26 protein-coding genes are annotated in these 26155 nt (G+C 70.8%); 11 read left to right on the top strand and 15 right to left on the bottom strand.

The window, feature by feature from the left end:
- The first annotated feature begins 158 nt into the window (after window positions 1-158).
- From AB0H88_RS06315 to era, 7 genes are all read left to right on the top strand, one after another.
- Window positions 159-1190 carry a PhoH family protein gene (locus tag AB0H88_RS06315; RefSeq protein WP_357641850.1) on the top strand — a complete coding sequence of 344 codons (1032 nt, stop codon included), beginning with the start codon at window positions 159-161 and terminating at the stop codon, window positions 1188-1190.
- Window positions 1191-1242: 52 nt separating this feature from the next.
- Window positions 1243-1719, top strand: coding sequence for an rRNA maturation RNase YbeY (gene ybeY, locus AB0H88_RS06310; protein ID WP_357641848.1), 477 nt, complete (start codon window positions 1243-1245; stop codon window positions 1717-1719).
- Window positions 1716-3017, top strand: coding sequence for a hemolysin family protein (locus AB0H88_RS06305; RefSeq protein ID WP_357641846.1), 1302 nt, complete (start codon window positions 1716-1718; stop codon window positions 3015-3017). The genes ybeY and AB0H88_RS06305 overlap by 4 nt, the downstream gene beginning before the upstream one ends.
- A 327-nt stretch (window positions 3018-3344) precedes the next feature.
- The gene (locus AB0H88_RS06300; protein WP_357641844.1) at window positions 3345-3971 is read left to right on the top strand and encodes a hypothetical protein; all 627 of its coding nucleotides are present in this window, start codon (window positions 3345-3347) and stop codon (window positions 3969-3971) included.
- Between the two features lie 10 nt (window positions 3972-3981).
- The gene (locus AB0H88_RS06295) at window positions 3982-4383 is read left to right on the top strand and encodes a cytidine deaminase (RefSeq protein ID WP_357641842.1); all 402 of its coding nucleotides are present in this window, start codon (window positions 3982-3984) and stop codon (window positions 4381-4383) included.
- A gap of 1 nt (window position 4384) precedes the next feature.
- Window positions 4385-4861 (top strand): NUDIX domain-containing protein, encoded by a 477-nt coding sequence (locus AB0H88_RS06290; RefSeq protein WP_357641840.1) that lies wholly within the window; start codon window positions 4385-4387, stop codon window positions 4859-4861.
- A 9-nt stretch (window positions 4862-4870) separates the two neighbouring features.
- Entirely contained in the window at window positions 4871-5788 is a 918-nt protein-coding gene (gene era, locus AB0H88_RS06285) for a GTPase Era (RefSeq protein ID WP_357641838.1), read from the top strand.
- Between the two features lie 47 nt (window positions 5789-5835).
- Here the strand turns inward: era and AB0H88_RS06280 are convergent, their stop codons facing one another.
- From AB0H88_RS06280 to AB0H88_RS06245, 8 genes are all read right to left on the bottom strand, one after another.
- Window positions 5836-6306 carry a hypothetical protein gene (locus AB0H88_RS06280; protein ID WP_357641837.1) on the bottom strand — a complete coding sequence of 157 codons (471 nt, stop codon included), beginning with the start codon at window positions 6304-6306 and terminating at the stop codon, window positions 5836-5838.
- Window positions 6307-6315: 9 nt separating this feature from the next.
- On the bottom strand, window positions 6316-7287 hold the full coding sequence (locus AB0H88_RS06275; RefSeq protein WP_357641835.1) for an urease accessory protein UreD: 972 nt from the start codon (window positions 7285-7287) through the stop codon (window positions 6316-6318).
- A complete protein-coding gene (gene ureG, locus AB0H88_RS06270) occupies window positions 7284-7955 on the bottom strand; it encodes an urease accessory protein UreG (protein WP_357641833.1) in 672 nt (223 codons plus the stop codon). Before ureG ends, AB0H88_RS06275 begins: the two co-directional genes overlap by 4 nt.
- Before the next feature lie 13 nt (window positions 7956-7968).
- Window positions 7969-8730, bottom strand: coding sequence for an urease accessory UreF family protein (locus AB0H88_RS06265; protein WP_357641831.1), 762 nt, complete (start codon window positions 8728-8730; stop codon window positions 7969-7971).
- Entirely contained in the window at window positions 8730-10436 is a 1707-nt protein-coding gene (locus AB0H88_RS06260) for an urease subunit alpha (RefSeq protein ID WP_357641829.1), read from the bottom strand. Before AB0H88_RS06260 ends, AB0H88_RS06265 begins: the two co-directional genes overlap by 1 nt.
- A complete protein-coding gene (locus AB0H88_RS06255) occupies window positions 10429-10740 on the bottom strand; it encodes an urease subunit beta (protein WP_357642018.1) in 312 nt (103 codons plus the stop codon). Before AB0H88_RS06255 ends, AB0H88_RS06260 begins: the two co-directional genes overlap by 8 nt.
- 86 nt (window positions 10741-10826) lie before the next feature.
- Complete coding sequence (locus AB0H88_RS06250) at window positions 10827-11129, bottom strand: urease subunit gamma (protein WP_214638405.1); 303 nt, start codon at window positions 11127-11129, stop codon at window positions 10827-10829.
- Between the two features lie 91 nt (window positions 11130-11220).
- On the bottom strand, window positions 11221-13806 hold the full coding sequence (locus tag AB0H88_RS06245) for a BTAD domain-containing putative transcriptional regulator (protein ID WP_357641826.1): 2586 nt from the start codon (window positions 13804-13806) through the stop codon (window positions 11221-11223).
- Between the two features lie 45 nt (window positions 13807-13851).
- Between AB0H88_RS06245 and AB0H88_RS06240 the strand changes: the two genes are divergently transcribed.
- Window positions 13852-17289, top strand: a complete 3438-nt coding sequence (locus AB0H88_RS06240) for a WD40 repeat domain-containing serine/threonine-protein kinase (protein WP_357642016.1) — start codon at window positions 13852-13854, stop codon at window positions 17287-17289.
- Here AB0H88_RS06240 and AB0H88_RS06235 read toward each other — a convergent pair.
- Window positions 17279-18010, bottom strand: a complete 732-nt coding sequence (locus tag AB0H88_RS06235) for a Mut7-C RNAse domain-containing protein (protein WP_357641824.1) — start codon at window positions 18008-18010, stop codon at window positions 17279-17281. The genes AB0H88_RS06240 and AB0H88_RS06235 overlap by 11 nt on opposite strands.
- A gap of 32 nt (window positions 18011-18042) precedes the next feature.
- Between AB0H88_RS06235 and AB0H88_RS06230 the strand changes: the two genes are divergently transcribed.
- Window positions 18043-18942 (top strand): TAXI family TRAP transporter solute-binding subunit, encoded by a 900-nt coding sequence (locus AB0H88_RS06230; RefSeq protein WP_357641822.1) that lies wholly within the window; start codon window positions 18043-18045, stop codon window positions 18940-18942.
- Window positions 18943-18949: 7 nt separating this feature from the next.
- Here AB0H88_RS06230 and AB0H88_RS06225 read toward each other — a convergent pair whose 3' ends face one another.
- The 4 genes from AB0H88_RS06225 to AB0H88_RS06210 form a co-directional block, all read right to left on the bottom strand.
- Complete coding sequence (locus tag AB0H88_RS06225) at window positions 18950-20287, bottom strand: HAMP domain-containing sensor histidine kinase (RefSeq protein WP_357641820.1); 1338 nt, start codon at window positions 20285-20287, stop codon at window positions 18950-18952.
- Window positions 20284-20949, bottom strand: a complete 666-nt coding sequence (locus tag AB0H88_RS06220) for a response regulator transcription factor (protein WP_357641818.1) — start codon at window positions 20947-20949, stop codon at window positions 20284-20286. Before AB0H88_RS06220 ends, AB0H88_RS06225 begins: the two co-directional genes overlap by 4 nt.
- Window positions 20950-20958: 9 nt before the next feature.
- The gene (locus tag AB0H88_RS06215; protein WP_357641817.1) at window positions 20959-22281 is read right to left on the bottom strand and encodes an MFS transporter; all 1323 of its coding nucleotides are present in this window, start codon (window positions 22279-22281) and stop codon (window positions 20959-20961) included.
- 148 nt (window positions 22282-22429) lie between these two features.
- Entirely contained in the window at window positions 22430-22675 is a 246-nt protein-coding gene (locus AB0H88_RS06210) for a DUF2630 family protein (RefSeq protein WP_357641815.1), read from the bottom strand.
- Between the two features lie 38 nt (window positions 22676-22713).
- Between AB0H88_RS06210 and ddaH the strand changes: the two genes are divergently transcribed.
- A complete protein-coding gene (gene ddaH, locus AB0H88_RS06205; protein ID WP_357641813.1) occupies window positions 22714-23457 on the top strand; it encodes a dimethylargininase in 744 nt (247 codons plus the stop codon).
- Window positions 23458-23619: 162 nt separating this feature from the next.
- Window positions 23620-25326, top strand: coding sequence for a 2-isopropylmalate synthase (gene leuA / locus AB0H88_RS06200; protein WP_357641811.1), 1707 nt, complete (start codon window positions 23620-23622; stop codon window positions 25324-25326).
- A 60-nt stretch (window positions 25327-25386) separates the two neighbouring features.
- On the opposite strand, the gene AB0H88_RS06195 is transcribed toward leuA, so the two are convergent.
- Complete coding sequence (locus AB0H88_RS06195) at window positions 25387-25821, bottom strand: YbaB/EbfC family nucleoid-associated protein (RefSeq protein WP_357641809.1); 435 nt, start codon at window positions 25819-25821, stop codon at window positions 25387-25389.
- A gap of 16 nt (window positions 25822-25837) precedes the next feature.
- Entirely contained in the window at window positions 25838-26140 is a 303-nt protein-coding gene (locus tag AB0H88_RS06190; protein ID WP_357641807.1) for a hypothetical protein, read from the bottom strand.
- Between the last annotated feature and the right edge of the window lie 15 nt (window positions 26141-26155).

Genomic DNA, 26155 nt, shown 5'->3' with positions numbered 1-26155 from the left:
CGTCGCAACAAGCGAGCCGAAGCAATCCAACACCAGTTCTACCGGAAACACCGACTCGCATAGCGAACGCCAGCAAAAGTTCGTACCCTGGTCCCGGCTACGATGGGCGGAGAAGTACACCCGAACAGACCGGGAGGCATCAGGCCGCTGGCCTGCCCATGTCCGAACTACATGAATCCCGAAGAACGGCACCTCCCTCGCGCACTCAAGCCAAGGTGCTGATACCGGACGAATACCCAATGGTCAGCCTCCTGGGCTCCCGTGACGAGCTGCTGCGCGTCATCGAGGGTGCGTTCAGGGCCGACATCCACGTGCGTGGCAACGAGATCACCGTCACCGGCAGCCCCGACGAGAGCGGCGCCGTGGTGCGCCTGTTCGAGGAGCTGGTCGAGGTGCTGCGCAACGGCGGCGAGCTGACCGCCGACGCGGTCGAGCGGAGCATCGCCATGCTGCGCATGACGTCCGACCGCCCGGCCGAGGTGCTGTCGCTCGACATCCTGTCCTCACGTGGCCGGACGATCCGGCCCAAGACCGTCAACCAGAAGCGCTACGTCGACGCCATCGACCAGTACACGGTCGTGTTCGGCATCGGCCCCGCGGGCACCGGCAAGACCTACCTCGCGATGGCCAAGGCCGTACGCGCGCTGCAGGAGAAGCGGGTCAACCGCATCATCCTGACGCGGCCCGCCGTCGAGGCGGGGGAGCGGCTCGGCTTCCTGCCGGGCACGCTCTACGAGAAGATCGACCCCTACCTGCGCCCCCTGTACGACGCGCTGCACGACATGCTGGACCCCGACTCGATCCCCAAGCTGATGGCGGCGGGCACGATCGAGGTGGCACCACTCGCATATATGCGCGGACGCACGCTTAATGACGCTTTCATCATCCTCGACGAGGCGCAGAACTCCTCGGCCGAGCAGATGAAGATGTTCCTGACCAGGCTCGGCTTCAACTCCAAGATCGTGGTGACCGGTGACGTCACGCAGGTCGACCTGCCCTCGGGCACGGTCAGCGGCCTGCGGGTGGTCCAGGAGATCCTCGACGGCATCAACGACATCCACTTCTCACGGCTGACCAGCGCCGACGTGGTCCGCCACAAGCTGGTGAGCGAGATCGTCGACGCCTACGGCCGCTACGACGCGCTTCAGGAGCCGAAGCAGATCCAGCAGCATCGGGGGAAGCGACGTTGAGGAAGAGACGTCGAGGATGAGACGTTGAGGATGAGATCTTGAGGACAAGACGATGAGCATCGAGATCAACAACGAGTCGGGCGCCGAGGTCGGCGAGCAGGGCCTGGTCGAGCTGGCCACGCACGTGCTCGGTGAGATGGGCATCAACCCGCTCGCCGAGCTGTCGATCGTGGTGGTCGACGAGCGCACGATGGCCGAGCTGCACGAGAAGTGGATGGGCGAGCCGGGTCCGACCGACGTGCTCGCCTTTCCCATGGACGAGCTGCGACCGGGGGGCGGGGCGCGCGGCGACGCCGAGACCGCCGCCGACCCGGCGCTGCTCGGCGACGTGGTGCTCTGCCCGCCGGTGGCCGCCCGTCAGGCGGAGGAGGCCGGTCACAGCGTGCGGGAGGAGTTGGAGCTGCTGTGCACGCACGGCATCCTCCACCTGCTCGGCTACGACCACGCCGAGCCTGAGGAGCACAAGGAGATGTTCGGCCTGCAGGCCCGGCTCCTCGAGTCGTGGCGGGAGGTGCGCAGCCCGCGGTGAACGCCTGGTTGCCTCTGGCCATCGCCCTCGTGGTGATCGGTGGCCTGATCGCCAGTGCGGAAACGGCACTGACGCGCATCTCCAGGGTGCGCGCGGAGGAGTTCGTGCGCGAGGGGCGGCGTGGCGCCCCGCGGCTGCGGGCCATCGTCAACGATCCGCCGCGCTATCTCAACCTGCTGCTCCTGCTCCGGCTGAGCTGCGAGCTGATCGCCACGGTGATCGCGACGCTGCTGTTCATCGACCTGATGCACGACCAGGGCTGGGCGTACGTGTGCGCGGCCGCCGTCATGATCGTGATCAGCTACGTGATCGTCGGCGTCTCGCCGCGCACCCTGGGCCGCCAGCACGCCGAGCCGATCGCGCTGGCCAGCGCCCCCATCGTCTATGGCCTGACCCGGATCTTCGGCCCCCTGCCCAAGCTGCTCATCCTGCTCGGCAACGCGCTGACTCCTGGCAAGGGGTTCCGCGACGGTCCGTTCACCTCCGAGGCGGAGCTGCGCGACCTGGTCGACCTGGCCGAGGAACGACGGATGATCGAGCCCGACGAGCGGGAGATGATCCACTCGGTCTTCGAGCTGGGTGACACGCTCGTGCGCGAGGTCATGGTGCCGCGCACCGACATGGTCTTCATCGAGCGGGGCAAGACGCTCAGCCAGGCGCTCTCGCTGGCGCTGCGCAGCGGCTTCTCTCGCATCCCCGTCGTGGGCGAGAACGAGGACGACGTCATCGGCATCGCCTACCTCAAGGACGTCACCCGCAGGGTGCACGAGTCGGACTCGGGGGAGGACGGCGGCGAGGAGAAGGTCGAGTCGATCATGCGCCTGGCCACCTACGTCCCCGAGAGCAAGCCGATCGACCAGCTCCTGCGCGAGATGCAGGCCAGGCAGATCCACCTGGCCATCGTCATCGACGAGTACGGCGGGACGGCCGGCCTGGTCACGATCGAGGACGTGCTCGAAGAGATCGTGGGCGAGATCGCCGACGAGTACGACCGGGAGGCGCCCCGCGTCGAGACCATGCCCGACGGCGGGCTCCGGGTGACGGCCCGGATGCCGGTCGACGAGCTCGCCGAGTTGTTCCACACCGAGATCGAGGTCGACGACGTCGAGACCGTCGGCGGGCTGCTCGCCCACGCGCTGGGCCGGGTGCCGATCGCGGGCTCCGAGGCGGAGATGGCCGGGCTCCGGCTGACGGCCGAGAGCCTCGCCGGGCGCCGTAACCGGATCAGCACCGTGGTCGTCCGCAGGGTGGTTCCGCATGAGGGTGACGTCGTACCCGCCGCCGCTGAGCACGACTGACAGCGCGCTGACCGTTTTGCGATGGATGCGGCAAGTGTTCTACAAGTCGGTTGCAAGCGGCGTACGACAGCCTTAATCCCGACACCCCAGTGCGGTGGGTGTCACTGGGGAAGCATCCGAACGCCGGGTGGGGTTCGCGGCGGGAGGATGCCCCTGGGGGGACGACAGCGTCTCGGTCTGCTAGCCGATCGTGACGTTGCTCGGCGTAAAGGGGGTTCTCGTCCGGTAAGCCGGACGAGAACCCCCTTTTAGCGTTTGGGGCTTTGTTGGTGACTCCGGTGGATTGCCGTATTCGTCGCCTGGGGACATTGCGAACCGGGGGGAATCATGGAACGCGGGATCATCGTCCTGGCCATCATGGGCGGGCTGCTCGCCGGATGCGGCGGCGGGCCGGTCGAGAGTTACGTCGACGCTCAAGCCATGGCCCGGCTGCGCGAGGCACTGAACAAGGATCCGCAGTTGCCCGACGGCTTCTCCGCCCGGTCCGAGGAGCCGTGGCGGGTGCCGTTCGGCCAGGCGGACCACAACTGCCGGGCCGCGCTGGATCCGGCGACGGGGCGGGCGCCGGCGCGGGCGCTGACGGCGCAGGCGGCGGCCAGCTTCGAGGGGGATGAGCTGGGCGAGGTGGCCGGGGTCGGCCTGGCGCGCTACGCGGGCTCGGAGGCGGAGGGGCGCATCGAGGAGCTGACCGAGGCGCTGGAGGCGTGCCGGGCGGTGCGTGCGGGCGACGGCACCCGGTTGCGGCTGACGATGCTGCCGGTCGAGGACGTGGGCGACGAGGCGGTGGGCGCGGAGTTGCGCGGGCGGCTGAACGGCTACCCGTACGCGCTGGACGTGATGCTCGCCCGCTCGGGCGACACGCTGGTGTCCGTCGTGCACACGGGCATCGCCAAGGTGGACCCGGAGCGTACCCGGCAGGTGCTCAGCGCCGCCGTCGGGATGGTCAGCGCCTAACCTAGTGCTTGTGACTCTCGATCCAGAAGACAGCAAGATCATTACGCTCGCGCGGGCGGCCAGGGCGCGCAACGGCTCGGCCGAAGGCGCCGCCGTACGCGACGAGACCGGGCGCACCTACTCGGCCACGAACGTCGCGCTCTCCGCCCTCACGCTCTCCGCCGTGCAGGTGGCGGTCGCCACGGCCATCTCCAGCGGCGCTCAGGCGCTGGAGGCGGCGGCGCTGGTCACGGCGGGCGACGGGCCGAGCGCCGAGGACGAGGCGGTGGCGGCCGAGCTGGGCGTCAAGACGCTGCTGGTGGCCGGGCCCGACGGCACGCTGAAGGGCTCCGGGCCCGACGGCGCGTTGAAGGGCTCCGGGCCCGACGGCGCGTTGAAGGGCTCCGGGCCCGACGGCGCGTTGAGGGGCTGACGTGGCGATTTCCCCCCATCTGGCCGGGGTGCGGGCCAAGGTGGGCTCCGATCTGCTGATGCTTCCGTCGGTCTGCGGCTTCGTGTTCGACGCCACGGGCCGGGCGCTCATGGCGCGTCACGGCGACGTGGGCCTCTGGGCCGCGCCCGGCGGCGGCGTCGACCCCGACGAACGCCCCGAAGACGCCCTGGTCAGAGAGCTCCAGGAAGAACTCCGCATAGACGTCGCGCCGCGCGGCCTGATCGGGGTGTACGGCGGGCCCGAGTTCCGCACCGTCTACCCGAACGGGCACCAGTGCGCGTACGTCATCGCCGTGTACGCCTGCGTCATCGAGTCGGGCACGCCCACCCCCGACGGCGACGAGATCACCGACGCCCGATGGGCGACCGAGCCGGAGATCGCCGGCCTGACCACGACCGCCTGGATGCCGTTGGTGCTGCCCGACGCGTTTGCCTGGTGGCGTCAACAGGGCGTTTGATAGGCCACAATGCACTATGTGACTTCGCCAGACAGCCATCGCGCCGGATTCGCCTGCTTCGTTGGGAGGCCCAACGTCGGCAAGTCCACGCTGATGAACGCCCTGGTCGGCACGAAAGTGGCGATCACCTCATCCAAGCCGCAGACGACCCGGCGCGTCATCCGGGGCATCGTGCACCGGCCCGAGGCCCAGATCGTCATCGTCGACACGCCCGGCCTGCACCGCCCCCGCACCCTGCTCGGCGAGCGGCTCGACAGCCTCGTGCTGTCCACGCTGACCGAGGTGGACGTGATCGGCTTCTGCGTCCCCGCCAACGAGCCCATCGGCAAGGGTGACCGCTTCATCGCCGACAAGCTCTCGGCCGTGAAGAAGACGCCGGTCGTCGCCGTGCTCACGAAGTGCGACCTGGCCTCCAAGGAGCAGATCGCGCAGCAGCTCCTGGCGCTGTCGCAGGTGGCGGAGTTCGCGGCGATCGTCCCGGTGTCGGCGAAGTCGGGCGACCAGCTCGACGTGCTGGCCGAGGTGCTGACCGAGCACCTGCCGGAGTCGCCGCCGCTCTATCCGGGCGGGCAGCTCACCGACGAGCCCGAGCAGGTGCTGGTGGGGGAGCTGATCAGGGAGGCGGCGCTGGAAGGGGTCCGCGACGAGCTGCCGCACTCGATCGCCGTGGTGGTCGACGAGATGATGCCGCGCGAAGGGCGGGATGATCTGCTCGACATCTACGCGCACATGTTCGTCGAACGGCCGTCGCAGAAGGCGATCGTGATCGGGCACAAGGGCGAACGTCTGCGCGACGTCGGGACACGGGCGCGCGCGCAGATCGAGGCGCTGCTGGGCACCCGGGTCTATCTCGACCTGCGGATCAGCGTGGCCAAGGACTGGCAGCGCGACCCCAAGCAGCTGCGCCGCCTGGGCTTCTACGACTGACGGACCCTTTCACGACCCACGGACCCTTTCACGACCCACGGACCCTTTCACGACTTACGGCCGCGGACCAGTGACAGGACGGCGAGGGTGACTGCGGCGAGGGCGCAGGCCAACGCGGCGAACCAGCCGTAACGGATCCCCGGCTCGATCGACAGGAATCCGAGGTCGACGGAGACCCCGTTGCCGACACCAGGCGGATCGACCACGAATCTCACCAGCACGATCGTCGCCAGCGCTCCCGGGATGACGGCGAGCGCGGCCACCCTGGGCCGCCCGAACAGGCCCGCGACCCCGAGCACCAGCGTGGCGAGCCCGGCGATGAGAGCGTAGACGCCGAGGCTGTCGTCGATGCCCCGGATGTCGTTGGACACGCCGCCGATGGCACCGATCCTGGCCTCGATCCCCGTCCACGGCAGGAACGCGCAGAACACCAGCAGCGCTCCGGCGAGCGCGATGACGAACGCGTAGCCGCGCCGCGCCTTGGGCTTCGCGGGGCTCGGTGAGAGAGAGTCGGCCACCCGATCACCTTAGGTCGGGCGCGCGGCTCCTGCCAGGCTCCCGAGGGCCACACCCTCGCCCCACTCCAGACGCCGGCGCAACGCGACGGCGTCGGCGGCCAGCGCGGACACCAGCACACCCGGTCCGGCCAGCGGCAAGACAGCCACTCCTTCCGCGACCACGGCCCCTGAGGCGGCTTCCGACGAGGTGGCGAGGGACGGGGTGGCCGGGGGCGGGCTGATCAAGGTGGTGCCGATGCAGCGGGCGTCGCCGTAGACGGCAGGGGAGGCGTCGATGGCGGGGTCGCCGACCGTGTACTCCTGCCTGAGCAGCGGGCGGCCGTCGTAGGTGGCGTCGAAGCGGGCGTGGCAGCGGCCCGGCGCCTCGCCGTAGCGGCCGAAGACGATCTCCTCGCGCCAGAACACGTGCGCGCCCGCCGCCAGCGTCAGCCGAACCACCAGGCGATGCGCGCAGCCGGCGGCGAGCACTGTCGGCTGTGGCGCGAAGCGGAGCGCGGCGCCCGCCCCGACGCGTGCGGAGATCACCATGACGGACTCGCCGTCGCCGGGCAGCACCAGCGTGGCGGCCACCGAGCCGACCTCGAGGCTGGTGCCGGGTGCCACGTCGAGGTCTAGTTCGAGCCGGTCGCCGCCGAGCGGGCCGGCCGCCGTGGAGACCAGGTGCACGGTCCGCGGACCCGTCTGCCGCAAGGTGAGAGGCGGCATGGAGCTCAGTCTGCTGATGACCGTCCGGCCACCGGCCAAGGAGGTCGCGACGGCCGCCCGAGCCCGCATCCCCCGCCCGACGCTCGTCTGGGCCCGCATCCCCCGCCCGACGCTCGTCTGGGCCCGCATCGCCCCCCCGGCGTCCGGCCGAGCCCGCGTCGCCTGCTGCCCGACGGCCGCGACGGTGCTCGCCGATATGCCCTCCTGGGCGTCTGACGAGGTCTCTGCCGCTGTCTCCGGCGAGCCCGTGTCAGTCCATAGGGCGACGTCCTTCATGCCGCTGAGACGGGCTCGTGGGGCCAGGAAAGGGCCTGTTCGGAGACCCAGGCCGCTACGGCCGACGCCGAGGGGTCCTGGCGGATCGAGGTGAACAGCACCGGTTTGTCGCCGCGTACCGCCGCCGCGTCGCGGGCCATCACGTCCAGGTCGGCGTCCACCAGCGGCGCCAGGTCGGTTTTGTTGATCACCAGCAGGTCGGCGGAGGTCACCCCCGGCCCGCCCTTGCGGGGCACCTTGTCGCCGCCGGACACGTCGAGGACGAAGATCTGCCGGTCGGCCAGGCCGCGGCTGAACGTCGCCGTCAGGTTGTCCCCGCCACTCTCCACGATCACCAGGTCCAGCGGGCCGAACCGGTCCTCCAGGGTCTCCGCGGCGTCGAGGTTCGCGGCGATGTCGTCGCGGATGGCGGTGTGGGGGCAGCAGCCGGTCTCGACGGCGAGGATGCGTTCCTGGTCGAGTACCCCGGCCCGGCGCAGGAAGTCGGCGTCCTCCGTCGTGTAGATGTCGTTGGTCACCACGCCCAGCCGCAGGGAGCCGCCGAGCGCGCGGCACAGGGCGGCGACCAGGGCCGTCTTGCCGCTGCCCACCGGCCCGCCCACCCCGAGGCGGAGCGCTCTGCCGTGGGTGGCGGGCGCATGGTGATGATCGTCGTGGTTGGCGCCCATGGCGTGGTCCTTCCTAGGAGACGAACAGTCTGACCGCGGCCCCCGCGTGCCGTTCGGCCAGCAGGTCCAGCGCGGGGGCGGACCGGGCGGGCAGCTCGGCCCAGAGCCGGCCGTACGGCGGGGCGTCAGAGGCTGTGGCGGTGAGGTCGGATGGGGTGGTGTCAGAGGCTGTGGCGGTGAGGTCGGGGGCCAGGTCGGCGAGCAGGCCGTGGACCGCTACCGGGTCCAGGCCGAGCAGGCGGACCGCCGCCGTGGCCGGGCCGGTGATCGCGTGGTAGGCCGCCGCCAGGGCGGCGTCCTCGGGCGAGGCTCCCGCCGCGTGCGCCGCCGCGCCGAGCGCGATGGGGTGATGGGGATTCGGTACGGCCAGCGCCAGGTCGTCGAGCGCGAGGGAGCGGCGAAGATTCGATCCGGCCGCCAGGTCATCGGGCGTGGGCGACGGCCACAGGCGGCGGGCCACCCGCAGGAGCAGCCTGCCCTGGGTCCTGGAGGCGGCCCTCTGGGCGGGGGAGGCGGTCCTGGCGTCGGCCTCCGCGTCCAGTAGATCCCACGAGGTGTCGGGGAAGCGGGTGGCGCTCATGGCGCAGGCGGCGGCGGCGAGGGCGGCGGCGATGTGCCCGGAGGTGTGCAGGCGGCCTCTCAGGAAGGCGGCCAGGGACGCCACGTCGTGGACCGCGCCCGTGGCGATCGCCGCTTCGGTGCCGCCCGAGTGGGCGTGGCCCCCGGCCGGGAGCCGGGAGTCGGTGAGGAGCAGGAGCGCGGGGTTCATGGTCATCAGAACAGGAAGTAGCGCTGGGTCATCGGGAGAGTCTCGGCGGGCGCGGGTTCGATCAGGTCGCCGTCCACGCGTACCTCGAACGTGTCCGGGGCCACCTCGATCCGGGGCAGCGCGTCGTTGAGCGGCATCGCGTCCTTGCCCCGCCCCCGTACGTCCGCCACGGGGACCAGGCGGCGGCGGACCGCGAGGCGGTCGGCGAGGCCCGCGTCGAGGGAGAGGGGTGAGACGAAGTGCAGCGAGGTGGCGGCGGCCGTGGCCGGGGCGGCGCCGAACATCGGGCGGGGCAGCACCGGCTGCGGTGTGGGGATGGAGGCGTTCGCGTCGCCCATCTGGGCCCAGGCCACCACGCCGCCCTTGAGCACCAGCGTGGGCTTGACGCCGAAGAACGCCGGGTCCCAGAGGACGAGGTCGGCGAGCTTGCCGCGTTCGACGGAGCCGAGTTCGGCGTCGAGGCCGTGAGCGATGGCCGGGCAGATCGTATATTTCGCGATATACCGGCGGGCGCGGAGGTTGTCCGCGGGGCCGGTCAGGGCGCCGCGGCGGCGCTTCATGACGTGCGCCGTCTGCCAGGTACGGATGATCGTCTCGCCGACGCGGCCCATCGCCTGCGAATCGGAGCCGATCATCGAGATCGCCCCAAGATCGTGCAGGACGTCTTCGGCGGCCATCGTGGTGGGCCGGATGCGGGACTCGGCGAAGGCCAGGTCCTCGGGGATCGAGGGGTTCAGGTGGTGGCAGACCATCAGCATGTCGAGGTGTTCGTCGAGCGTGTTGACGGTGTGGGGCCTGGTGGGGTTCGTGGAGGAGGGCAGGACGTTGGCGAACGACGCCATCCTGATGATGTCGGGCGCGTGCCCGCCCCCCGCCCCTTCTGTGTGGTAGGCGTGGATCGTCCGGTCGCCGATGGCGGCCAGCGTCGACTCGACGAACCCGGCCTCGTTGAGCGTGTCGGTGTGGATCGTCACCTGTACGCCGTTCGCGTCGGCCACGGTCAGGCAGGCGTCGATCGCGGCCGGCGTGGAGCCCCAGTCCTCGTGCAGCTTGAACCCCGAGGCGCCCGCTTCGAGCTGTTCGAGCAGGCCCTCGGCGCTGACCGTGTTGCCCTTGCCGAGCAGCGCGAAGTTGAGCGGGTAGGAGTCGAGCGACTCCAGCATCCTGGAGAGGTACCAGGTGCCGGTCACCGTGGTGGCCTTGGTGCCCTCGACCGGCCCGGTGCCGCCGCCGACGATCGTGGTGACGCCCGCGCCGATCGCCTCCTCGAGGATCTGCGGGCAGATGAGGTGTACGTGGGAGTCGACGGCGCCCGCCGTGAGGATCTTGCCGTTGCCGCTGAGGATCTCGGTGGACGGGCCGATGACGATGTCGACCCCGTCCATGGTGTCCGGATTGCCGGCCTTGCCGATGGCGGAGATCCGGCCGTCGGTGACGCCGACGTCGGCCTTGACCACGCCCCAGTGGTCGAGGATCACCGCGCCCGTGATGACCAGGTCGGGCGCGCCCTCGGCCCGGGTCGTCCTGGCCTGGCCCATCGACTCGCGGATCACCTTCCCGCCGCCGAACACCGCCTCGTCCCCGGCCCCCGCCGGCCCCACGGACAGGTCCTCGGTGACCTCGACGAACAGGTCGGTGTCGGCGAGCCTGATGCGGTCGCCCGTGGTGGGGCCGTACAGGGCGGCGTAGCGAGCGCGGGAGATGTCAGCCATCGAGGGGGCCCGCCCATTCCGGTCGCAGGCCGGGCACCACGCGGCGCCCGGCGATCGGCACCAGGGTCACATCGCGCTCGACGCCCGGCTCGAACCTGATCGCGGTGCCCGCGGGCACGTCGAGCCGCATCCCCCAGGCGGCGTCGCGGTCGAAGGCCAGCCCGGGGTTGGCGGCGGCGAAGTGGTAGTGCGACCCGACCTGGACCGGCCGGTCGGCGGTGTTGACGACCCGGACCGTCACCCTCGGCCGTCCCGGATTGAGCGGGATGGCGTCGGCGGGGTGCCGATATTCGCCCGGGACCATCGGCCCGTCCTGCGCGCGGCGATCAGCCTCGTCAGCGGTCACGGGATCAGCGTCGTCAGCGGTCACGGGATCGGCCTCGTCGGTGGTCACGGGATCGGCCGATGTACGGTGACCAGCTTGGTGCCGTCGGGGAAGGTCGCCTCGATCTGGACGGAGTCCAGCATCTCGGGCACCCCCTCCATGACGTCGTCCCGCCCGAGCACCGAGCGTCCGGCCTCCATCAGATCGGCCACGGTCCGGCCATCCCTGGCCCCCTCCATCAGGAACGACGCGATGACCGCCGTAGCCTCTGGGTGGTTGAGACGCAGGCCCCTGGCCTGACGCTGCCGCGCCACCCCGGCGGCGACGTGGATGAGCAGGCGCTCCTGCTCGTGTGGGGTAAGCCGCATGGCCCGGACCTTAAGAACCGGCCGTTTCCGCGACGTTGCCGGGCGATGTCGAGTCGGTTTCCGGTCGGACCACCCGTCTCATGCCACCCGCTCATCCCACCATGGGAAGCGCCTGGGACCGGCCCAGATCGTCCTCCAGCGCCTCGAACACCACCAGCGCCGACCCCGCCAGCTCCCTGGCCCGCTCCGCCGCGCCCTCCGCCTGGTTCACCCGGGCCAGGGCCAGCAGGGCGTAGGCGTCGAGCAGCTGGTCGCCGAGCCGTACGGCGATCCCTCTGGCCGTCTCGGCGGCCGTTCTGGCCTCGGGGACCGCGTGCTGCGCCAGGCGTACCGAGGACAGATCCAGGAGCGTGTCGGCCTGCCGGTAGCGGTCGCCGAGCGCGGTGAGGTGGGCGGCGGCGCTCTGGAGGCGGTCCGCGGCCTCGTCGAGGCGGCCCGCGCGGTGCAGGACCACGCCCAGCACGCGCAGCGCTTCGGCGGCGTCGCGATCGTTCTCCGCCGCCTTCAGGCAGCCGAGCAGGGCGCGCTCGGCCTCGGGCAGCCGGTCGCGTTCGAGGTGGACGCGGCCGAGGCGCCGCCTGGTCTGGTTGACGTCGCGGGTGCGCCCCTCGCGCAGGAACATGCCGAGCGCCAGCCTGAGCCGGTCGTGCGCCAGGTCCCACTCTCGCTCGGCCAGGTGCAGGTCGCCCAGGTCGCGCAGGATCAGCGCCTCGCCCATGGCATCGCCCGCGCGCCGCGCCGACTCCAGCGCCGCCGCCGTGACGTGGCGCCAGTCGTCGAGGAAGCGGTGGCGTTCGAGGTACGGTCCGAGCAGGTGGGCGAGCCGCTGGCAGCCGTCGTCGAGGCCGGCCTGATGGAGGTCGGAGACCAGGCTGACCAGGAAGGCCCGCTCGGCGGCGAGCCACTCGACCGACTCCCTGATGTCCCGGGTCGCCACGAGGGTGCCCGGATCGCCGGAGACCAGCGAGAAACGCGAGAACCGTACCCTGGCCAGGACCACGTCCATCATCCGTACGAGCGCGCCGGGGGCGACCTGACCCGCCTGCTCGCGGGCGAACAGGCGGGTCAGGTCGTGCAGCCGGTAGCGCACCTGCCCGGCCACGTCGACCACGTGCGTCTGCAGCAGCCCGGCGTCGACCAGCGCCTCGGCCTGCCCGCCGAACAGCTCCGCCACCCAGTCCGCGAAGTCGGGCGCCGACAGCTCGCCGAGCCCGCGCAGCGTGGCCTTGGCGGGCTCGGGCAGGCCGTCGTAGCCGATGGCGAGCACGCTGCGCACGGCCTGGTCGCCGGAGCGCAGCCCGTCGAGCCGCTCGTGCTCGTCCTCCAGCAGGCCGACCAGGTAGTCGACGGTCCAGCCCGGCCGGGCGGCCAGCCGGGACCCGGCGATGCGCAACGCGAGCGGCAGCCCGCCGCAGAACCTGGCCAGCCTGCCCAGCGCCTCGTCGGCCACCCGGCCGGAGGTGCGGACGAGCAGGTCGAGCGCGTCGTCCTCGCCGAGCACGCCCACGGACACGCGGGTCGCGCCGGACAGCCCGCCGAGGGAGGAGCGGCTGGTGACGATCGTGGGGCAGGACGTCAGCAGCGGCCGCACCTGGCTCTCGGCCGACGCGTTGTCGAGCAGCACCAGCAGCCGGCGGTTGGCCGCGTACGTACGGAAAAGTCGCTCCCGTCCGTCGAGCGAGGCGGGGACGGCCTGGGCCGGGCAGCCCAGCCAGCGCAGGAAGTCCTCGAGCACCGCCGCGGGCGCCGTCGTCTCGCGCAGGTCGGCGTAGAGGATCCCGTCGGGGAAGCGCTCGCGCTCCCGCCAGGCGGCGTGCACGGCCAGCGCCGACTTGCCCGCGCCCGCCTGCCCGTGGACGACGACCTGCCCGCCCGCCATCGGCTCGACCGCCACCAGATCGAGGAGGTCGGCGCGGCCGGTGAAGCCGGTCACGTCGTGCGGCAGCAGCACCGGCGGCCCCGCCGAGACGTGCAGTGACACGTCGTCGTGCAGCATGCGGTGATAGAGCAGCTGCAGATCGGAGTCGGGCTCGATCGCGTGGCCGTCGTCGAGCGCCTCACGTAACGCCGCGTACGCGTCCAGGGCCTCCGCCCGCCGCCCGCTCCGGTAGAGCGCGAGCATGTACTGGCCTCGGAAGCGCTGCCAGAGCGGATGCTGCCCGGCCAGCCGCCGCAGCTCCGACAGCAGTTCCCGGTGTCGGCCGGCGTCGAGGTCGAGCTGCACCCGGCGTTCCAGGGCGAACAGCCGCAGCTCCTCCAGCTCCTCGCGCAGCCGCCGCGTCTCCGCCCAGCGCTCCCCGTCGGGGTCGAGGTCCTCGAGCACCGGTCCGCGCCACAGAGCCAGTGCCTCCTGGTACGAGCCCCGCTCCACCAGCGACCTGAAGCGGTCGACGTCGAGCTGCTCCTCACTGATGGCCAGCGTGTACGTGCCGGACACCGTGGTGATCACGTCTTTGCCGATGAGCTGGCGCAACTGCCCGACATAGCCCCGGACCAGGGAGTCGGACCGGTCGCCGCCCTCGCGCGGCCACAGCAGCCCGCGCAGCCGCCCCAGGGTGAGCGGGCGGCGCGCGTTGAGCACGAACATCGCCAGCAGGTCGCGATGCTTGGGCGCGGTCGGCGTACGGTCGTCGTCGCCGTCGCGCACTTCCAGCGGACCCATGATGCGAAATTCCACGCGGCCTTCCTCAGCAGAACGACATCGACCACAATTACACACTTGATGATCCCTTTGACTCCCTCCGATCCGCACCGGTTGGGCCGCTACTGGCTCGCCGGGCGGTTGGGCGCCGGTGGCCAGGGCGTCGTCTATGAGGCGTACGGCGAGGAGGGGGAGCGCGTCGCCGTCAAGGTGCCCAGGTTCGACGATCCCGAGTCGCGGGCCAGGCTGGCCAGGGAGGCGGCGGCGGCAGCGCGGGTGGCTTCGTTCTGCACGGCCAGAATCATCGAGGTGGCCGAGCCGTACATCGTCAGCGAGTTCGTGCCCGGCCCCAACCTGCGGCAGGTGATCGCCGAGCACGGCCCCTACGAGGGCGACTCGCTGCGGCGCCTGGCGATCGGCGTGGCGACCGCGCTGACCGCCATCCACCAGGCCGGCGTCGTACACCGTGACCTCAAGCCCGACAACATCATCCTCGGGCCCGACGGTCCCCGGGTGATCGACTTCGGCGTGGCGCGCGAGGCCGGGCCGACGACCACCGGCCCTGCCATGGGCACGCCCAACTACATGGCGCCGGAGGTCCTGGCCGGGCGGGGCGCGACGGCCGCGGCGGACCTGTGGGCGTGGGGGCTGGTGGTGCTGTTCGCCGCCCGGGGCGAGGACGCGATCGAGGTACGCGAGCCGGTCGCGGTCATCGGCGAGGTCATGGACTTCCGCCCCGACACGACCGGCCTGGCCGACCCGCTCGGGCGGCTCGTGGCGAGCGCGCTCACGAAGGATCCGGCCGCGCGGCCCTCGGCGCACGCGGCCCTGCTGGACCTGATCGGCGTCGGCGGCGACCCGCTTTCTCGTGGCGGGGCGCTGGCCGGCCCGCTCAGGAGCCCGGCCGAGCCCGACCTGGGCGCGATCGCCGAGGAGCTGTACGAGGAGCTGTCCGAGGCCGAGCGGGCGGCCGTCCCCGAGGTGCTGCTGCGCATGCTCGACGGCGACGGCTCGCTCAGGCCGGTGACCCGCGAGGAGCTGCCCGAGAGCGAGGCCGTGTCCGCCCTGCTCGCCTTCTTCGAGGCGGCGGGCCTGGTGACGAGCACCGGCGAGTCCTACGAGCTGGCCAAGCCCGCCCTGATCCAGGCGTGGCCCCGGCTGCGGACCTGGGTGGCCGACAACCGCGAGGGGCTGCCGGTGCACCGGCGCCTGGTGGAGGCGGCCGGTCTCTGGGACGGCCACGGCCGTAAACCGGGCGACCTGCTGCACGGCTCCAGCCTCGACCGGACACTCCAGTGGGCCGCCGCCGAGCGCAAGGACCTCACACTGGCCAGGAGGGAACGCGAGTTCCTCGACGCGGCGGCCAAGCAGACCAGAAGCCGGTCCAGGAGGCGCGGGCTGCTCACGGCGGCGCTGGCCGTGCTGCTGGTGGCGGCCCTGGGCGGCCTGGGGACGGCCGAGTACCTGCGCAGGAAGTCCGGCAGACAGCGTGACGACGCGCTGGCCAAGTCGCTCGCGTTGCAGGCCGCTGACCTACGGGAGAGCGACCCGCAGCTGGCGCGGCTGCTGACCGTCGCGGGCTGGCGGCTGAGCCCTGACCTGGCCGAGACGCGCGGCGCGCTGTACGAATCGCTGTCCAGGCCGGCGAGCGACGTCTTCACCGACCCGTACGCCAGTCCGAGCAGTGTCTACGGGCTGAACGACAGCGGACGCACGCTGGCGGCCGTCCAGGAGGGCCGGGTGCGGCTCTGGGACGTACGCACGCACGGTCTTGTCCGCGAGTTCTCCGGCGTAGGCGCGGCTGTGCGTCAGATCGCGCTCAGTCCCGACGGGCGGACGCTCGCCGTGCTGGAGGGCAAGGGTGTGCGCCTCTGGGACGTGACGGCGGGCACGGCGATCGGCGCCACGTTCGGCGGTGGGTTCGTGACGCCCCTGGCACAGGGCCGACTTGCCTTCGACCGCGCCGGTCGTACCCTGCTGGTGCCCGAGGGCACCGGCGGCGCCGAACGCGCCTGGGACGTGGCCACCCGGAAGCGGCTGACCGCCGGATCGGGGGCGGGCCTCGACACGGTGGACCCGGCGCGCCGCGTCGGCGTGGTGTCCACGGGCGGGCACGGCAAGGTCGAGCTCTGGAACTTGCGCACCGGCAAGCGGCTGCCCGCGCCGTGGCTGCCCGCCAAGACTGAGGTCACGAACGTGAGTCTGAGTGATGACGGGCGGGCGCTCATGGTCAGCGAGAATGCGCCACGGCCGGCCGAGCGACGGATGCGCGTCTGGACCGTCCCGGGCGGAGGCGTGATCGGGGGACGTTACGGCGGCGAAGCGGACCGGAATGCTGTCTTCGGCTTCGGCGACCGCTACATCGCGAGCTGGACCTATCCAGGGGAGCTCATAGTATGGCGGTGCGCCGGATGGCCGGTCGTCCTGGAGCGCGACCTGCCCGGGCACGTCAACGACGTCCACTTCGACGAGGCCGACCGTGTGCTGCGCTACCTGTCCGACAATGGCGAGATCGACACCGTGGACGTATCCATGCTGTTCGACCAGCCGCTGGCCATGGGAATCCCTGAAGGGCAGGCGCTGCTAGGGCCGGGCGCGCACACAGTGGTCATCACAGGGCCCGGGGAGATCCGGCTGTGGGACGTAGCGGCCAAGCGCCCGCTCGGGTCGCCGATCGACGTCGTCGGCCGCGAGCCCGCGCTGGCCTTCAGCCGGGACGGCGGGCGGCTGGCCGTCGGCGACAAGTCGGGCACCCGGATCATGGATGCGCACACGGGCCGCGTGCTCGACACGATAAAGGTCGCGGATGTGGGCGACGTGGCCTTCAGCCCCGACGGCCGAACGCTGGCCGTCTTCCCCAACAGGCCCGACGGCACCGGCGCTCCCCTCGAGCTGTGGAACCTGGCGAAGGGCACCGTCACCCGCGCCGCCGTCCCCGGCCCCGGCACGCTCGCCTTCCGCCCTGACGGCAGGTTGCTGGTGGCCGGAGTGGAGCCCCAACCCATCGACCCGGCGACCGGCACCCGGTTGCCGATCGCCGATGGGCTCGGCCGGTTGAACGGCACTCACGCCTTCAGCCCCGACGGCCGGCTCGTCGCCTTCTCGGGGCCCGACCGGATGACGTTGTGGGACGCGGACCTGAAGGCGCCCGTCGGCGCGTTCCCCGCCGTGCCGGGCAGCGCGATCCAGGAGATCGCCTGGTCGCCTGACGGCCGTACCATCGCCACGTACGAGGAAGGTGACCGGGTCAGGCTTTGGGACGTGCCCAGCAGGCAGCCTCTCGGTCTGGTCTTCGACGGCCAGAAGAAGATCCCGCTGGGCGAGGGGTCACTGGCCTTCAGCGCCGACGGCGGCACCCTCTACAGCGCCATGCCCGACGGCGTCGTACGGACGTTCCCGCTCGACGGCGGCAAGACGGCGGCCGCTGTCTGCCGCCGCGCCGGGCGGTCGCTGACCGGGCGGGAGTGGCAGCGCTACCTGCCTGAGGCCGACAGGTTCGACCCTTGTGTCAGCCCATAGCCGCCCACTGCCGGGCAGACTGGATGATCTCCTCCAGGTGGCCGCTGTGGGCGCCGTGCCAGTACACGTGCCCGCACTCCTGGCACCGCCCGTACGCGTCGTAGGCGTGCCGGGTGCCCGCCTCCAGCATGGGCAGCACCTCGCGCTTCTCCACCGGGACCAGCTCCCCATTGCAGGCCGTGCATCTCGTCCACGGGTGCAGCGGTGGTGTGAAGCGTTCGAGCAGGTCGCGTAGTTGGTCCTGGGGGCGCGAGCCGCGCACGTACGCGCCGAGCCACAGCGCGCGACGGCGCAGCAGGCCGCGGTCCTGGGTGAGCAGCACCCGGCGCTCCTCGTTGGCCTGCACCACCAGGGCCGGGTCGTCCATGTCGTTGTGGTAGGCCGTGTCGAGGCCGAGCAGCCGCAGTCGTCGCGCGAGCGTGCCCAGGTGCACGTCCAGCAGGAAGCGGGGCTCGCGGGGCAGCGGCTGGGGTCTGGGTATCGGCCGTACCTCGATGAGGTCGCCGGCCGCGGGCTGGTACGAGGGGCCGACGCCGCGGCCGTCGACGGTCATCGGCCCGACCTCCGTCAGCGGGATGCCGGCCGACTCCACGTGGTGGCCCAGGGTCGAGCTGCCGCCGATGGCGATCCGGTGGCGCTCGCGGCGCCGGCTCACGGGCAGGAACATCATCAGCTCTGCGGAGATTCGAAGGTGCGCGTCCCGTTCGGTCACATTGTCCATTCTGCTTGATTCGATAACGTGAGCTTGTGCCGATGTCCCGCCGTGTCTTTCTCGCGCTCGCCGCGATGGGTGCTGCCGGGTGCTCGGGCACCGGAACGGAGCTGCCCGCACTGCGGCTCGCGACCGGGTTGTCGGGCGGGCCGTACGAGATCCTCGGCGACAGGTTCGCGGCCGAGTTACGGCGCGACGGGTTCACCGTGGAGGTGATCGAGACCGCGGCCAGCGTGCAGAATCTCACCATGCTCACCGACGGCCGGGCGGATCTCGGGTTCTCGCTGGCCGACAGCGCCGACGACGCCGTACGCGTGCGCCACCAGCCCGTCGCCGCGCTGGCCAGGATGTACATGAACTACATCCATCTGGTGGTACGCGCCGACTCGGACATCTTCGCCCCCAAGGACCTGGCCTGGCGGCAGGTCTCCATCGGCGCTGACGGATCGGGCACCGCCGTGACCGCCGAACGGGTGCTCGACGCCGCCGGGATACGTAACCACATCACCGCCAGGCTTGGCCTCGACGGGTCGATCAAGGCGCTCGTCGACGGCGTGATCGACGCGTTCTTCTGGTCGGGCGGCGTGCCCACCCCCGCGCTCGCCTCACTCGGCGGCGTCAGGATCGTCCCGTTGGAGCCGTTCGTGCCGACGCTGCGCCGCATCTATGGCCCGGTCTACGAGCACGCCACCATCCCAGCGGGCGTGTACGGCAGCTCGAAACCGATCCCCACCGTCGGCACGCCCAGCTACCTGGTCTGCCGTCAGGCCCTGCCCGACGAGGTCGCCTTCGAGGTTACCGACACGCTCTTCAGCGCCCGCGACCGCCTCCAGGCCCCCTCCGCGCCGGGCGGGCGCCTCGACAAGCGCTACGCCATCGGCACCGGCATCGTCCCCCTGCACCCCGGTGCCGCCCGCTACTACAGGTCCGTCTACGCCTGAGCGGGCGCTACAGGTCCGTGTACGGCTGAGCCAGCCGCAACTCCACGACCAGCCCATGGGGTACGGCGGGCAGCAGGCTCAACGTCGCCCCGCACGACTTGGCCAGCTCGGTGGCGATGGCCAGCCCCAGTCCGCTGCCCGGCACGTTCGCGTGCGCGCCAGAGCGCCAGAACCGGCCCAGCGCGTCACCTCGCTCCTCCTCGGCCAGCCCGGGCCCGTCGTCGGCGACCCGCAGGACGCCGTCGGAGAGCGTGACCGTCACCGTGCCGCCCGCGGGTACGAACTTCTGGGCGTTGTCGAGCGCGATGTCCGCCACCCTCGCCGCCGCCTCCGGCACCAGCGACATCTCCGGCACCTCCACCCGCAGGGTGAGGTCCTTGGCCGGGTAGACCTCCCGCCACACCGCCAGCCGGGGCCGCAGCTCGATCTCCTTGGCCTCGGTGCCCGCGCCCGCCTCCACCCTGGCCAGCGCCAGCAGGTCCTCCACCAGCAGGGCCAGCCGGTCGAGCTCGGCCATGGCCTCCTCGAACTCGATGGTGCCGTCCGAGCGCAGGTGCGGCTCCAGGTTCTCCAGCCGCAGCCCGAGCACGGTCAGCGGGGTGCGCAGCTCGTGCGAGGCGTCGGCCACGAACGCCCGCTGCCGCTCCATGGCGCCCGACACCGCGTCGGCCATCGCGTTGAACCGCTCCTCCAGCCGCTGCAGCTCCGAGGGCCCCCCGCCGGGGTTGGCCCGCGCGTCGAGGTGGCCTTCCGCGATGGCCCGGGTGGTGCGGTCGAGCTCGGTCACCGGACGCAGGATCCAGCGGGCCAGCTGCCTGGCCGCCAGCACCGAGTAGCCCAGCGCGATCAGCGCGCCCAGCGCCAGCGCGCCCCAGACGAGCGAGACGTCCAGGCGCGACTGGTCGGTGCGGGCCTGGAGCAGCACCACGCCGGACAGCTGTGCGTCCCGGCCGGCCGGCTCGGCCAGCAGGACCTTCGCCGGGCCGAAGGGGCTGATCGTGGGCAGGTCCTCGGTCGTGCGGCCGCTCATGGCCAGCCGGGTCTCCGCCTGGTCGTCGCCGTCGAAGCGGCCGGCCGTGACCACGATCATGCCGTCCCTGTCGCGGACACGGATGGCCGCGCCGTACAGGTCGGCGTACCGGACGACCTCGGCCGTCAGCGCCGTGCGGTCGTCGTCGCGCGCCGCCTGGTCGGCCAGTTCCGCGAAGCGGGTGGCGTCGGCGCGGCGGTCGAGCAGCAGGCGGTTCGTACGGTGGGAGGCGTAGGCGAAGCCGAGCGGCACCGCCAGCGCCGCGATGAGGAACACGATCAGCGTGGTGAACGTGACCACCAGGCGGGAGTTCACGCCGTGGAACCCAGGCGGTAGCCGGTGCCGCGCAGCGTCTCGACCAGGTGCGGGCGGCCGGTCTTCGACCGCAGCCCGGCCACGTGCACGTCGAGCGAACGGGAGGCCGACAGCAGCGGGTCGCCCCAGACCTCGTCCAGGATCTCCTCGCGGCTGCGCACCACGCCCGGCTCGCGGGCCAGCAGCGCCAGCACGTCGAACTCGCGCCTGGTCAGCGTCACCTGCTCACCCGACACGGTGACCTGCCTGGCTTCCAGGTCGATGCGCACATCGCCGACGTTCACCACGTGGTCCCGCGTCGGCATCGGGCGGGTGCCCCTGCGCATCACGGCCTCCATGCGCGCCATCAACTCGACCGTACGGAACGGCTTGACCAGGTAGTCGTCGGCCCCGGAGCGCAGGCCGCGGAGCACCTCGCGTTCCTCCGTGCGGGCGGTCACCACGATGACCGGCACGGCCGACACCCGGCGCAGGCGGCGCAGCACCTCAAGGCCATCCATGTCGGGCAGGCCCAGGTCCAGCAGGACGAAGTCGACGCCCCCCGCCAGGCGGAGGGCGTCGACCGCCAGCCCCGCGCGCGCGACCTGGTGGCCGTGGCGCGCGAGGGCCGTGGTGAGCGCGGAGGCGAGTCGATCGTCGTCTTCGACCAGGAGAACTCGCATCAGGCCAGATTAGGCCCGGACGGAGACAGACTCCGCCGCTCCTTCTCGCTCCGAGCGGGAGAGCGCCGCGTCTCGCGTCTCGCGCATGGTCAGGTAGACCACGAGCGACACGGCGGCGCAGGCCGAGACGTACCAGTAGAAGCCTGACTCGACGCCCGCCGACTTGAACCACAGCGCGACGTACTCCGCCGTGCCGCCGAACAGGGCGTTCGCGATGGCGTACGGCAGGGCCACGCCGAGCGCCCGGATGTGCGTCGGGAACAGCTCCGCCTTGACCACCGCGTTGATCGAGGTGTAGCCGGTGATGATGATCAGGCCGACGAGCGACAGGATGAACGCGCCGACGAAGCCGGAGACGCTGGACAGCGCGGTCATGAGCGGTACGGTGCCGAGCATCGACCCGATGCCGAACGTGATCAGCAGCGGCCGGCGCCCGATCCTGTCGGACAGCCCGCCGGCGAGCGGCTGGATCAACATGAAGATGAACAGCGCGGAGAAGCTGACCAGCGACGCGGTTTCCTTCGGCAGGTTCGCGGTGTTGACCAGGTACTTGGTGAGGTAGGTCGTGTAGGTGTAGTACGCGACCGTGCCGCCCATGGTCAGGGCGATGACGAGCAGCGCTTCCTTCTTGTGGGCCATCAGCGCCTTGATGGTGCCGCGCTCGCTCTTCTCACCCTCCTTGCCCTGCTCCTCCTCGTCGTATGCCTCGGTCTCCAGGAGGTTGCGCCGCAGGTAGAACACGACCGCCGCGCCGAGGGCGCCGATGATGAAGGGGATGCGCCAGCCGTAGGAGTTGAGCGCCTCCTTGGTCATCGTGTTCTGCAGGATGATCTGCAGGCCCAGGCCGACGAGCTGACCGGCGGTCATCGACACGTACTGGAAGCTAGAGGCGAATCCGCGCTTGCCGGCCGGGGTGGCCTCGGTCAGGTACGTGGCGCTGGCCGCGTACTCACCGCCCACGGAGAGGCCCTGCAGGAGGCGGGCGATCAGCAGGACCACGGCGCCGAAGTAGCCGACCGAATCGTACGTCGGGGCGATGGCGATCAGCAGCGCGCTCAGCGACATCAGCGTGACCGTCATGGTCAGCGCCGCCTTGCGGCCCTTGGTGTCGGCGTAGCGGCCGAGCAGCCAGCCGCCGATCGGGCGCATGAAGAAGCCCACGGCGAAGATGCCCGCGGTGTTGAGCAACTGTGCGGTGGAGTTGCCATTGGGGAAGAAGGAGGCGGCGAAATAGACGGCGAAACTGCTGTAGACAAACCAGTCGTACCACTCGACCAGATTGCCGACGGAACCGCCGATCACTGCTTTCCACGGCACGCGGGGTTGGCTCACTGGATTACCTCCTGTGCGGGGCCTGGGGGGAGTAGGTGCAGGCCAGAGCCTCTCCGCAGAAGGTTCTTCCGACAAGGGGAGACGGGCTAGATCTAACGTCCGCTTAACATCAAGGAAACGGAGGAGTGAGATCAGGCCCGTTTTCCCGTCATTGCCGGTAGTTCTCCACCTCGCCGGCCGGCCGGGCCTTGGCGCTGTCCGGGTTCTCGCCCACGTCCCTCCTCGCCCTGCGCTGCCTGAGCAGGTCCCAGCACTGGTCGAGAGCCGTCTCCAGCTCCCTGACCCGCGCGTGTTCCTCCTCCGAGCTGACCTCGCCCGCCGACAGCCTGCCTCGCAGCTCGTGCTCTTCGGTGACCAGGTCACTGATCTTGGTGAGAATCTCGTTGTCCCGCATGCCCAAGACTGTAGTTACTACGTGATAGAACACGGCCTATGCCTGGTATTGCGCTGGTAAGAAAGCCCGGCCCACGGATCTCCGAGGGCCTCGTCACGCATGTGAAGCGCGAACCGGTCGACCACGAACGGGCCCTTGACCAGCACGGACGCTACGTCGCCGCGCTGGAGGGGGCCGGCTGGCAGGTACACCACGTGGAGGCGGCCGACGACCTGCCCGATGGGCCCTTCGTCGAGGACATGGTCGTGGTCTGCGACCGGCTGGCCGTACTGACCAGACCGGGGGCGATCGAGCGGCGGCCCGAGGTGGACACCGTGGCGGCCCTCGTACGGGAGCTCGGGGTCAAGTCCGTCAGGATCGCGCGACCCGGCACGCTCGACGGCGGCGACGTCCTGCAGGTCGGCAGGACCGTGTACGTCGGCAGGTCGGGCAGGACCAACGACGAGGGGATCACCCAGCTCACCGCGTTGCTGCCGGAGCGGCAGGTGGTGCCCGTGGACCTGAACGGCGTACTGCACCTGAAGTCGGCCGTCACGGCGCTGCCGGACGGCACGCTCATCGGCGACCCCGGCCGCGCGGACCTGCCGGGACTGCTCGTGCCCGCCGAGGAGTCGGGGGCGCACGTGGTGCTGCTGGGCGGCGACCACGTGCTGATGGCCGCCTCCGCGCCGCGGACCTGCGCGATGCTCCAGGAACGCGGGCTGGACGTGACGCTGGTGGACATCTCGGAGTTCGAGAAGCTGGAAGGCTGCGTCACCTGCCTGTCGGTTCTCATCATGTGAGATCAGGGACAGTTCACGGCGAGACCTCTGGTAGCGTGCAAGGCATGCTGCGTGGCCTCCTTCTTAGCTGCCGCGGCGGGGGCCACTAAGGCCGGCTCCCTCGCCGCGGAGCGAGCCATGCGCGTCGGCCGCTTTTCTTTCGACCGACGAGGAGCTCCCGACATGACCGCTCAGCAGCCCAGCCCGATGCCTTTCCAGCGTTATCAGCCGTTCGAGCCGATCCGGCTGACCGATCGCACCTGGCCTGATCGGGTCATCACCGAGGCGCCGCGATGGTGCGCGGTGGACCTGCGTGACGGCAACCAGGCATTGATCGACCCGATGGACGCCCATCGCAAGCTGCAGATGTTCGAGCTGCTGGTGAAGATGGGCTACAAGGAGATCGAGGTCGGCTTCCCCGCGGCCAGCCAGACCGACTTCGACTTCATCCGGCAGATCATCGAAGAGGACCGGATCCCCGGCGACGTGGTGATCCAGGTGCTGACCCAGGCCAGGCCCGAGCTGATCGAGCGCACCTTCGAGTCGATCGAGGGCGCCAAGCAGGCCATCGTGCACCTCTACAACTCCACCTCCACGCTGCAGCGCCGGGTGGTGTTCGGACAGGACCGCGACGGCATCACCGCCATCGCCGTCGAGGGCGCCAAGCTGGTCAAGAAGCTCGCCGACGCGACCGACGTGGACGTACGTTTCCAATACTCGCCCGAGTCCTTCACCGGCACCGAGCTGGACTACGCCGTCGAGGTCTGCGACGCGGTCAACGACGTGTGGCAGCCCACGCCCGAGCGCAAGGTCATCGTCAACCTGCCGGCCACGGTCGAGATGGCCACGCCCAACATCTACGCCGACCAGATCGAGTGGATGCACCGCCACCTGAAGTACCGCGACTCGATCGTCCTGTCGCTGCACCCGCACAACGACCGCGGCAGCGCCGTGGCCGCCGCCGAGCTGGGCTACCTGGCCGGGGCCGACCGCATCGAGGGCTGCCTGTTCGGCAACGGCGAGCGCACCGGCAACGTCTGCCTGGTCACCCTGGGCATGAACCTGTTCTCCCAGGGCATCGACCCGCAGATCGACTTCGGCGACATCGACGAGATCCGTCGCATCGTCGAATACTGCAACCAGCTGCCCGTCCACCCGCGCCACCCGTGGGGCGGCGAGCTCGTCTACACCGCCTTCTCCGGCTCCCACCAGGACGCCATCAAGAAGGGCTTCGACCACCTGGAGGCCGACGCGGCCGCGGCCGGGGTGCCGGTCGACCAGTTCACCTGGGCCGTCCCCTACCTGCCGATCGACCCCAAGGACATCGGCCGCACCTATGAGGCGGTCATCCGGGTCAACAGCCAGTCGGGCAAGGGCGGCGTCTCCTACATCATGAAGGCCGACCACCAGCTGGACCTGCCGCGACGGCTGCAGATCGAGTTCTCCAAGGTCGTCCAGGCGCGCACCGACGCCGAGGGCGGCGAGATCGGCTCGGCCGCCATGTACTCCATCTTCCAGGACGAATACCTGCCCAACCCGGCCAACCGCTGGGGCCGCCTCAGCCTGATGGCCCACCGCCACGAGTCGGCGGGCGACGACAAGGACCGCATCGGCGCCGACGTACGGCTCGACGGCGAGATCCGCGAGATCGAAGGCGTCGGCAACGGCCCGATCTCGGCCTTCATCGACGCGATCGCCAAGGTCGGCATCCGGGTGCGGGTGCTCGACTACGTGGAGCACGCGATGAGCGCGGGCAGCGACGCCAAGGCCGCGTCCTACCTGGAGTGCGACGTCGACGGCCGGGTGCTGTGGGGGGTGGGGGTCGACGCCAACACCACGACGGCCTCGCTCAAGGCGATCATCTCGGCGGTCAACCGCGCCACCCGCTGACCATTCTCAGTCGGCCGCGCCCCCTGATCCGCCCCCTGATCAAGGTGCGGCGTGGCCGACCTACTGGTCCATTTCCCGCAGGATCTGGTCGAGCCGGGTCTCTCGGTTGTTCATGGCGCGGTTGAAGGTGTGCATGACCTCCTCGAACTGCGCCATGGCCGCGTCAGGGGACGGTGGCGTCCGGCCGACGGCGTCGTGCAGGAGTTCCTCGTGGCGCCTCTGGCAGTCGTCCTGTGCGCGCATGACCGCGAGGGTGACCTCTTCGCCGAGGTCCTGGCTGCTCAGTTTCATCGCGCGTGGGTCGAGGCGCACCTCGGTGATGCGGCCGCTGGAGTCGGTGCGGGCCTTGATCTTGCCGTCGGCGCTCTCGCCGGCACCGTAGACGTCCTTGAAGCCGCCACCGGCCTTCTTCAGGCGGCTGTGTGCCTGCTCGGCTTGTTCTGAGATTCGGTGGAGTTCGTCCCGGTAGATGTTTTTGGGGTCGTCGGAACTCATGTTCTCCCTTGGGGATTTATCTGACCGGGTTGGTCCGGTCGTAGTTCTTTTTGGTCTGGTCAAGGGTCAGGCCCGCGTTGTTCAGGTTCCACATCAGCGCGTCCACCCAGTCGATGGTGTTGGTGTAGAACTTCAGATAGTCGTCGGCCAGTTCCTTGGAGCCCTCGGGGAGCAGGCCGAAGCAGGTGGACGTCGGCCTGGCCGCCTCGGCGAAAGCGTTTCGGGGAGTGGACAGCAGGCTCATCGAGTCGTCGGTGGCCTTCCCGCTTTTCTTCAGGTCGTCCGCGGAATATCCGACTTCCTGGCTTTTCTCGGTCATCGCATTCTCCAGTCG

This window comes from Nonomuraea sp. NPDC050680 (assembly GCF_040654555.1).
GTDB lineage: Bacteria > Actinomycetota > Actinomycetes > Streptosporangiales > Streptosporangiaceae > Nonomuraea.
Note: the sequence above shows the minus strand (reverse complement) of the source record. Positions and strands in the feature narration are given on the sequence as shown.

Excerpts from the sequence above, each read along its gene's own strand:
- AB0H88_RS06315 (WP_357641850.1), top strand. The coding sequence starts at position 159 with ATGTCCGAACTACATGAATCCCGAAGAACGGCACCTCCCTCGCGCACT.
- ybeY (WP_357641848.1), top strand. The coding sequence starts at position 1,243 with ATGAGCATCGAGATCAACAACGAGTCGGGCGCCGAGGTCGGCGAGCAG.
- AB0H88_RS06300 (WP_357641844.1), top strand. The coding sequence starts at position 3,345 with ATGGAACGCGGGATCATCGTCCTGGCCATCATGGGCGGGCTGCTCGCC.
- era (WP_357641838.1), top strand. The coding sequence starts at position 4,871 with ATGCACTATGTGACTTCGCCAGACAGCCATCGCGCCGGATTCGCCTGC.
- AB0H88_RS06275 (WP_357641835.1), bottom strand. The coding sequence starts at position 7,287 with ATGAAGGACGTCGCCCTATGGACTGACACGGGCTCGCCGGAGACAGCG.
- ureG (WP_357641833.1), bottom strand. The coding sequence starts at position 7,955 with ATGGGCGCCAACCACGACGATCATCACCATGCGCCCGCCACCCACGGC.
- AB0H88_RS06265 (WP_357641831.1), bottom strand. The coding sequence starts at position 8,730 with ATGACCATGAACCCCGCGCTCCTGCTCCTCACCGACTCCCGGCTCCCG.
- AB0H88_RS06260 (WP_357641829.1), bottom strand. The coding sequence starts at position 10,436 with ATGGCTGACATCTCCCGCGCTCGCTACGCCGCCCTGTACGGCCCCACC.
- AB0H88_RS06255 (WP_357642018.1), bottom strand. The coding sequence starts at position 10,740 with ATGGTCCCGGGCGAATATCGGCACCCCGCCGACGCCATCCCGCTCAAT.
- AB0H88_RS06250 (WP_214638405.1), bottom strand. The coding sequence starts at position 11,129 with ATGCGGCTTACCCCACACGAGCAGGAGCGCCTGCTCATCCACGTCGCC.
- AB0H88_RS06240 (WP_357642016.1), top strand. The coding sequence starts at position 13,852 with ATGATCCCTTTGACTCCCTCCGATCCGCACCGGTTGGGCCGCTACTGG.
- AB0H88_RS06235 (WP_357641824.1), bottom strand. The coding sequence starts at position 18,010 with ATGGACAATGTGACCGAACGGGACGCGCACCTTCGAATCTCCGCAGAG.
- AB0H88_RS06230 (WP_357641822.1), top strand. The coding sequence starts at position 18,043 with ATGTCCCGCCGTGTCTTTCTCGCGCTCGCCGCGATGGGTGCTGCCGGG.
- AB0H88_RS06220 (WP_357641818.1), bottom strand. The coding sequence starts at position 20,949 with ATGCGAGTTCTCCTGGTCGAAGACGACGATCGACTCGCCTCCGCGCTC.
- AB0H88_RS06210 (WP_357641815.1), bottom strand. The coding sequence starts at position 22,675 with ATGCGGGACAACGAGATTCTCACCAAGATCAGTGACCTGGTCACCGAA.
- ddaH (WP_357641813.1), top strand. The coding sequence starts at position 22,714 with ATGCCTGGTATTGCGCTGGTAAGAAAGCCCGGCCCACGGATCTCCGAG.
- leuA (WP_357641811.1), top strand. The coding sequence starts at position 23,620 with ATGACCGCTCAGCAGCCCAGCCCGATGCCTTTCCAGCGTTATCAGCCG.
- AB0H88_RS06195 (WP_357641809.1), bottom strand. The coding sequence starts at position 25,821 with ATGAGTTCCGACGACCCCAAAAACATCTACCGGGACGAACTCCACCGA.
- AB0H88_RS06190 (WP_357641807.1), bottom strand. The coding sequence starts at position 26,140 with ATGACCGAGAAAAGCCAGGAAGTCGGATATTCCGCGGACGACCTGAAG.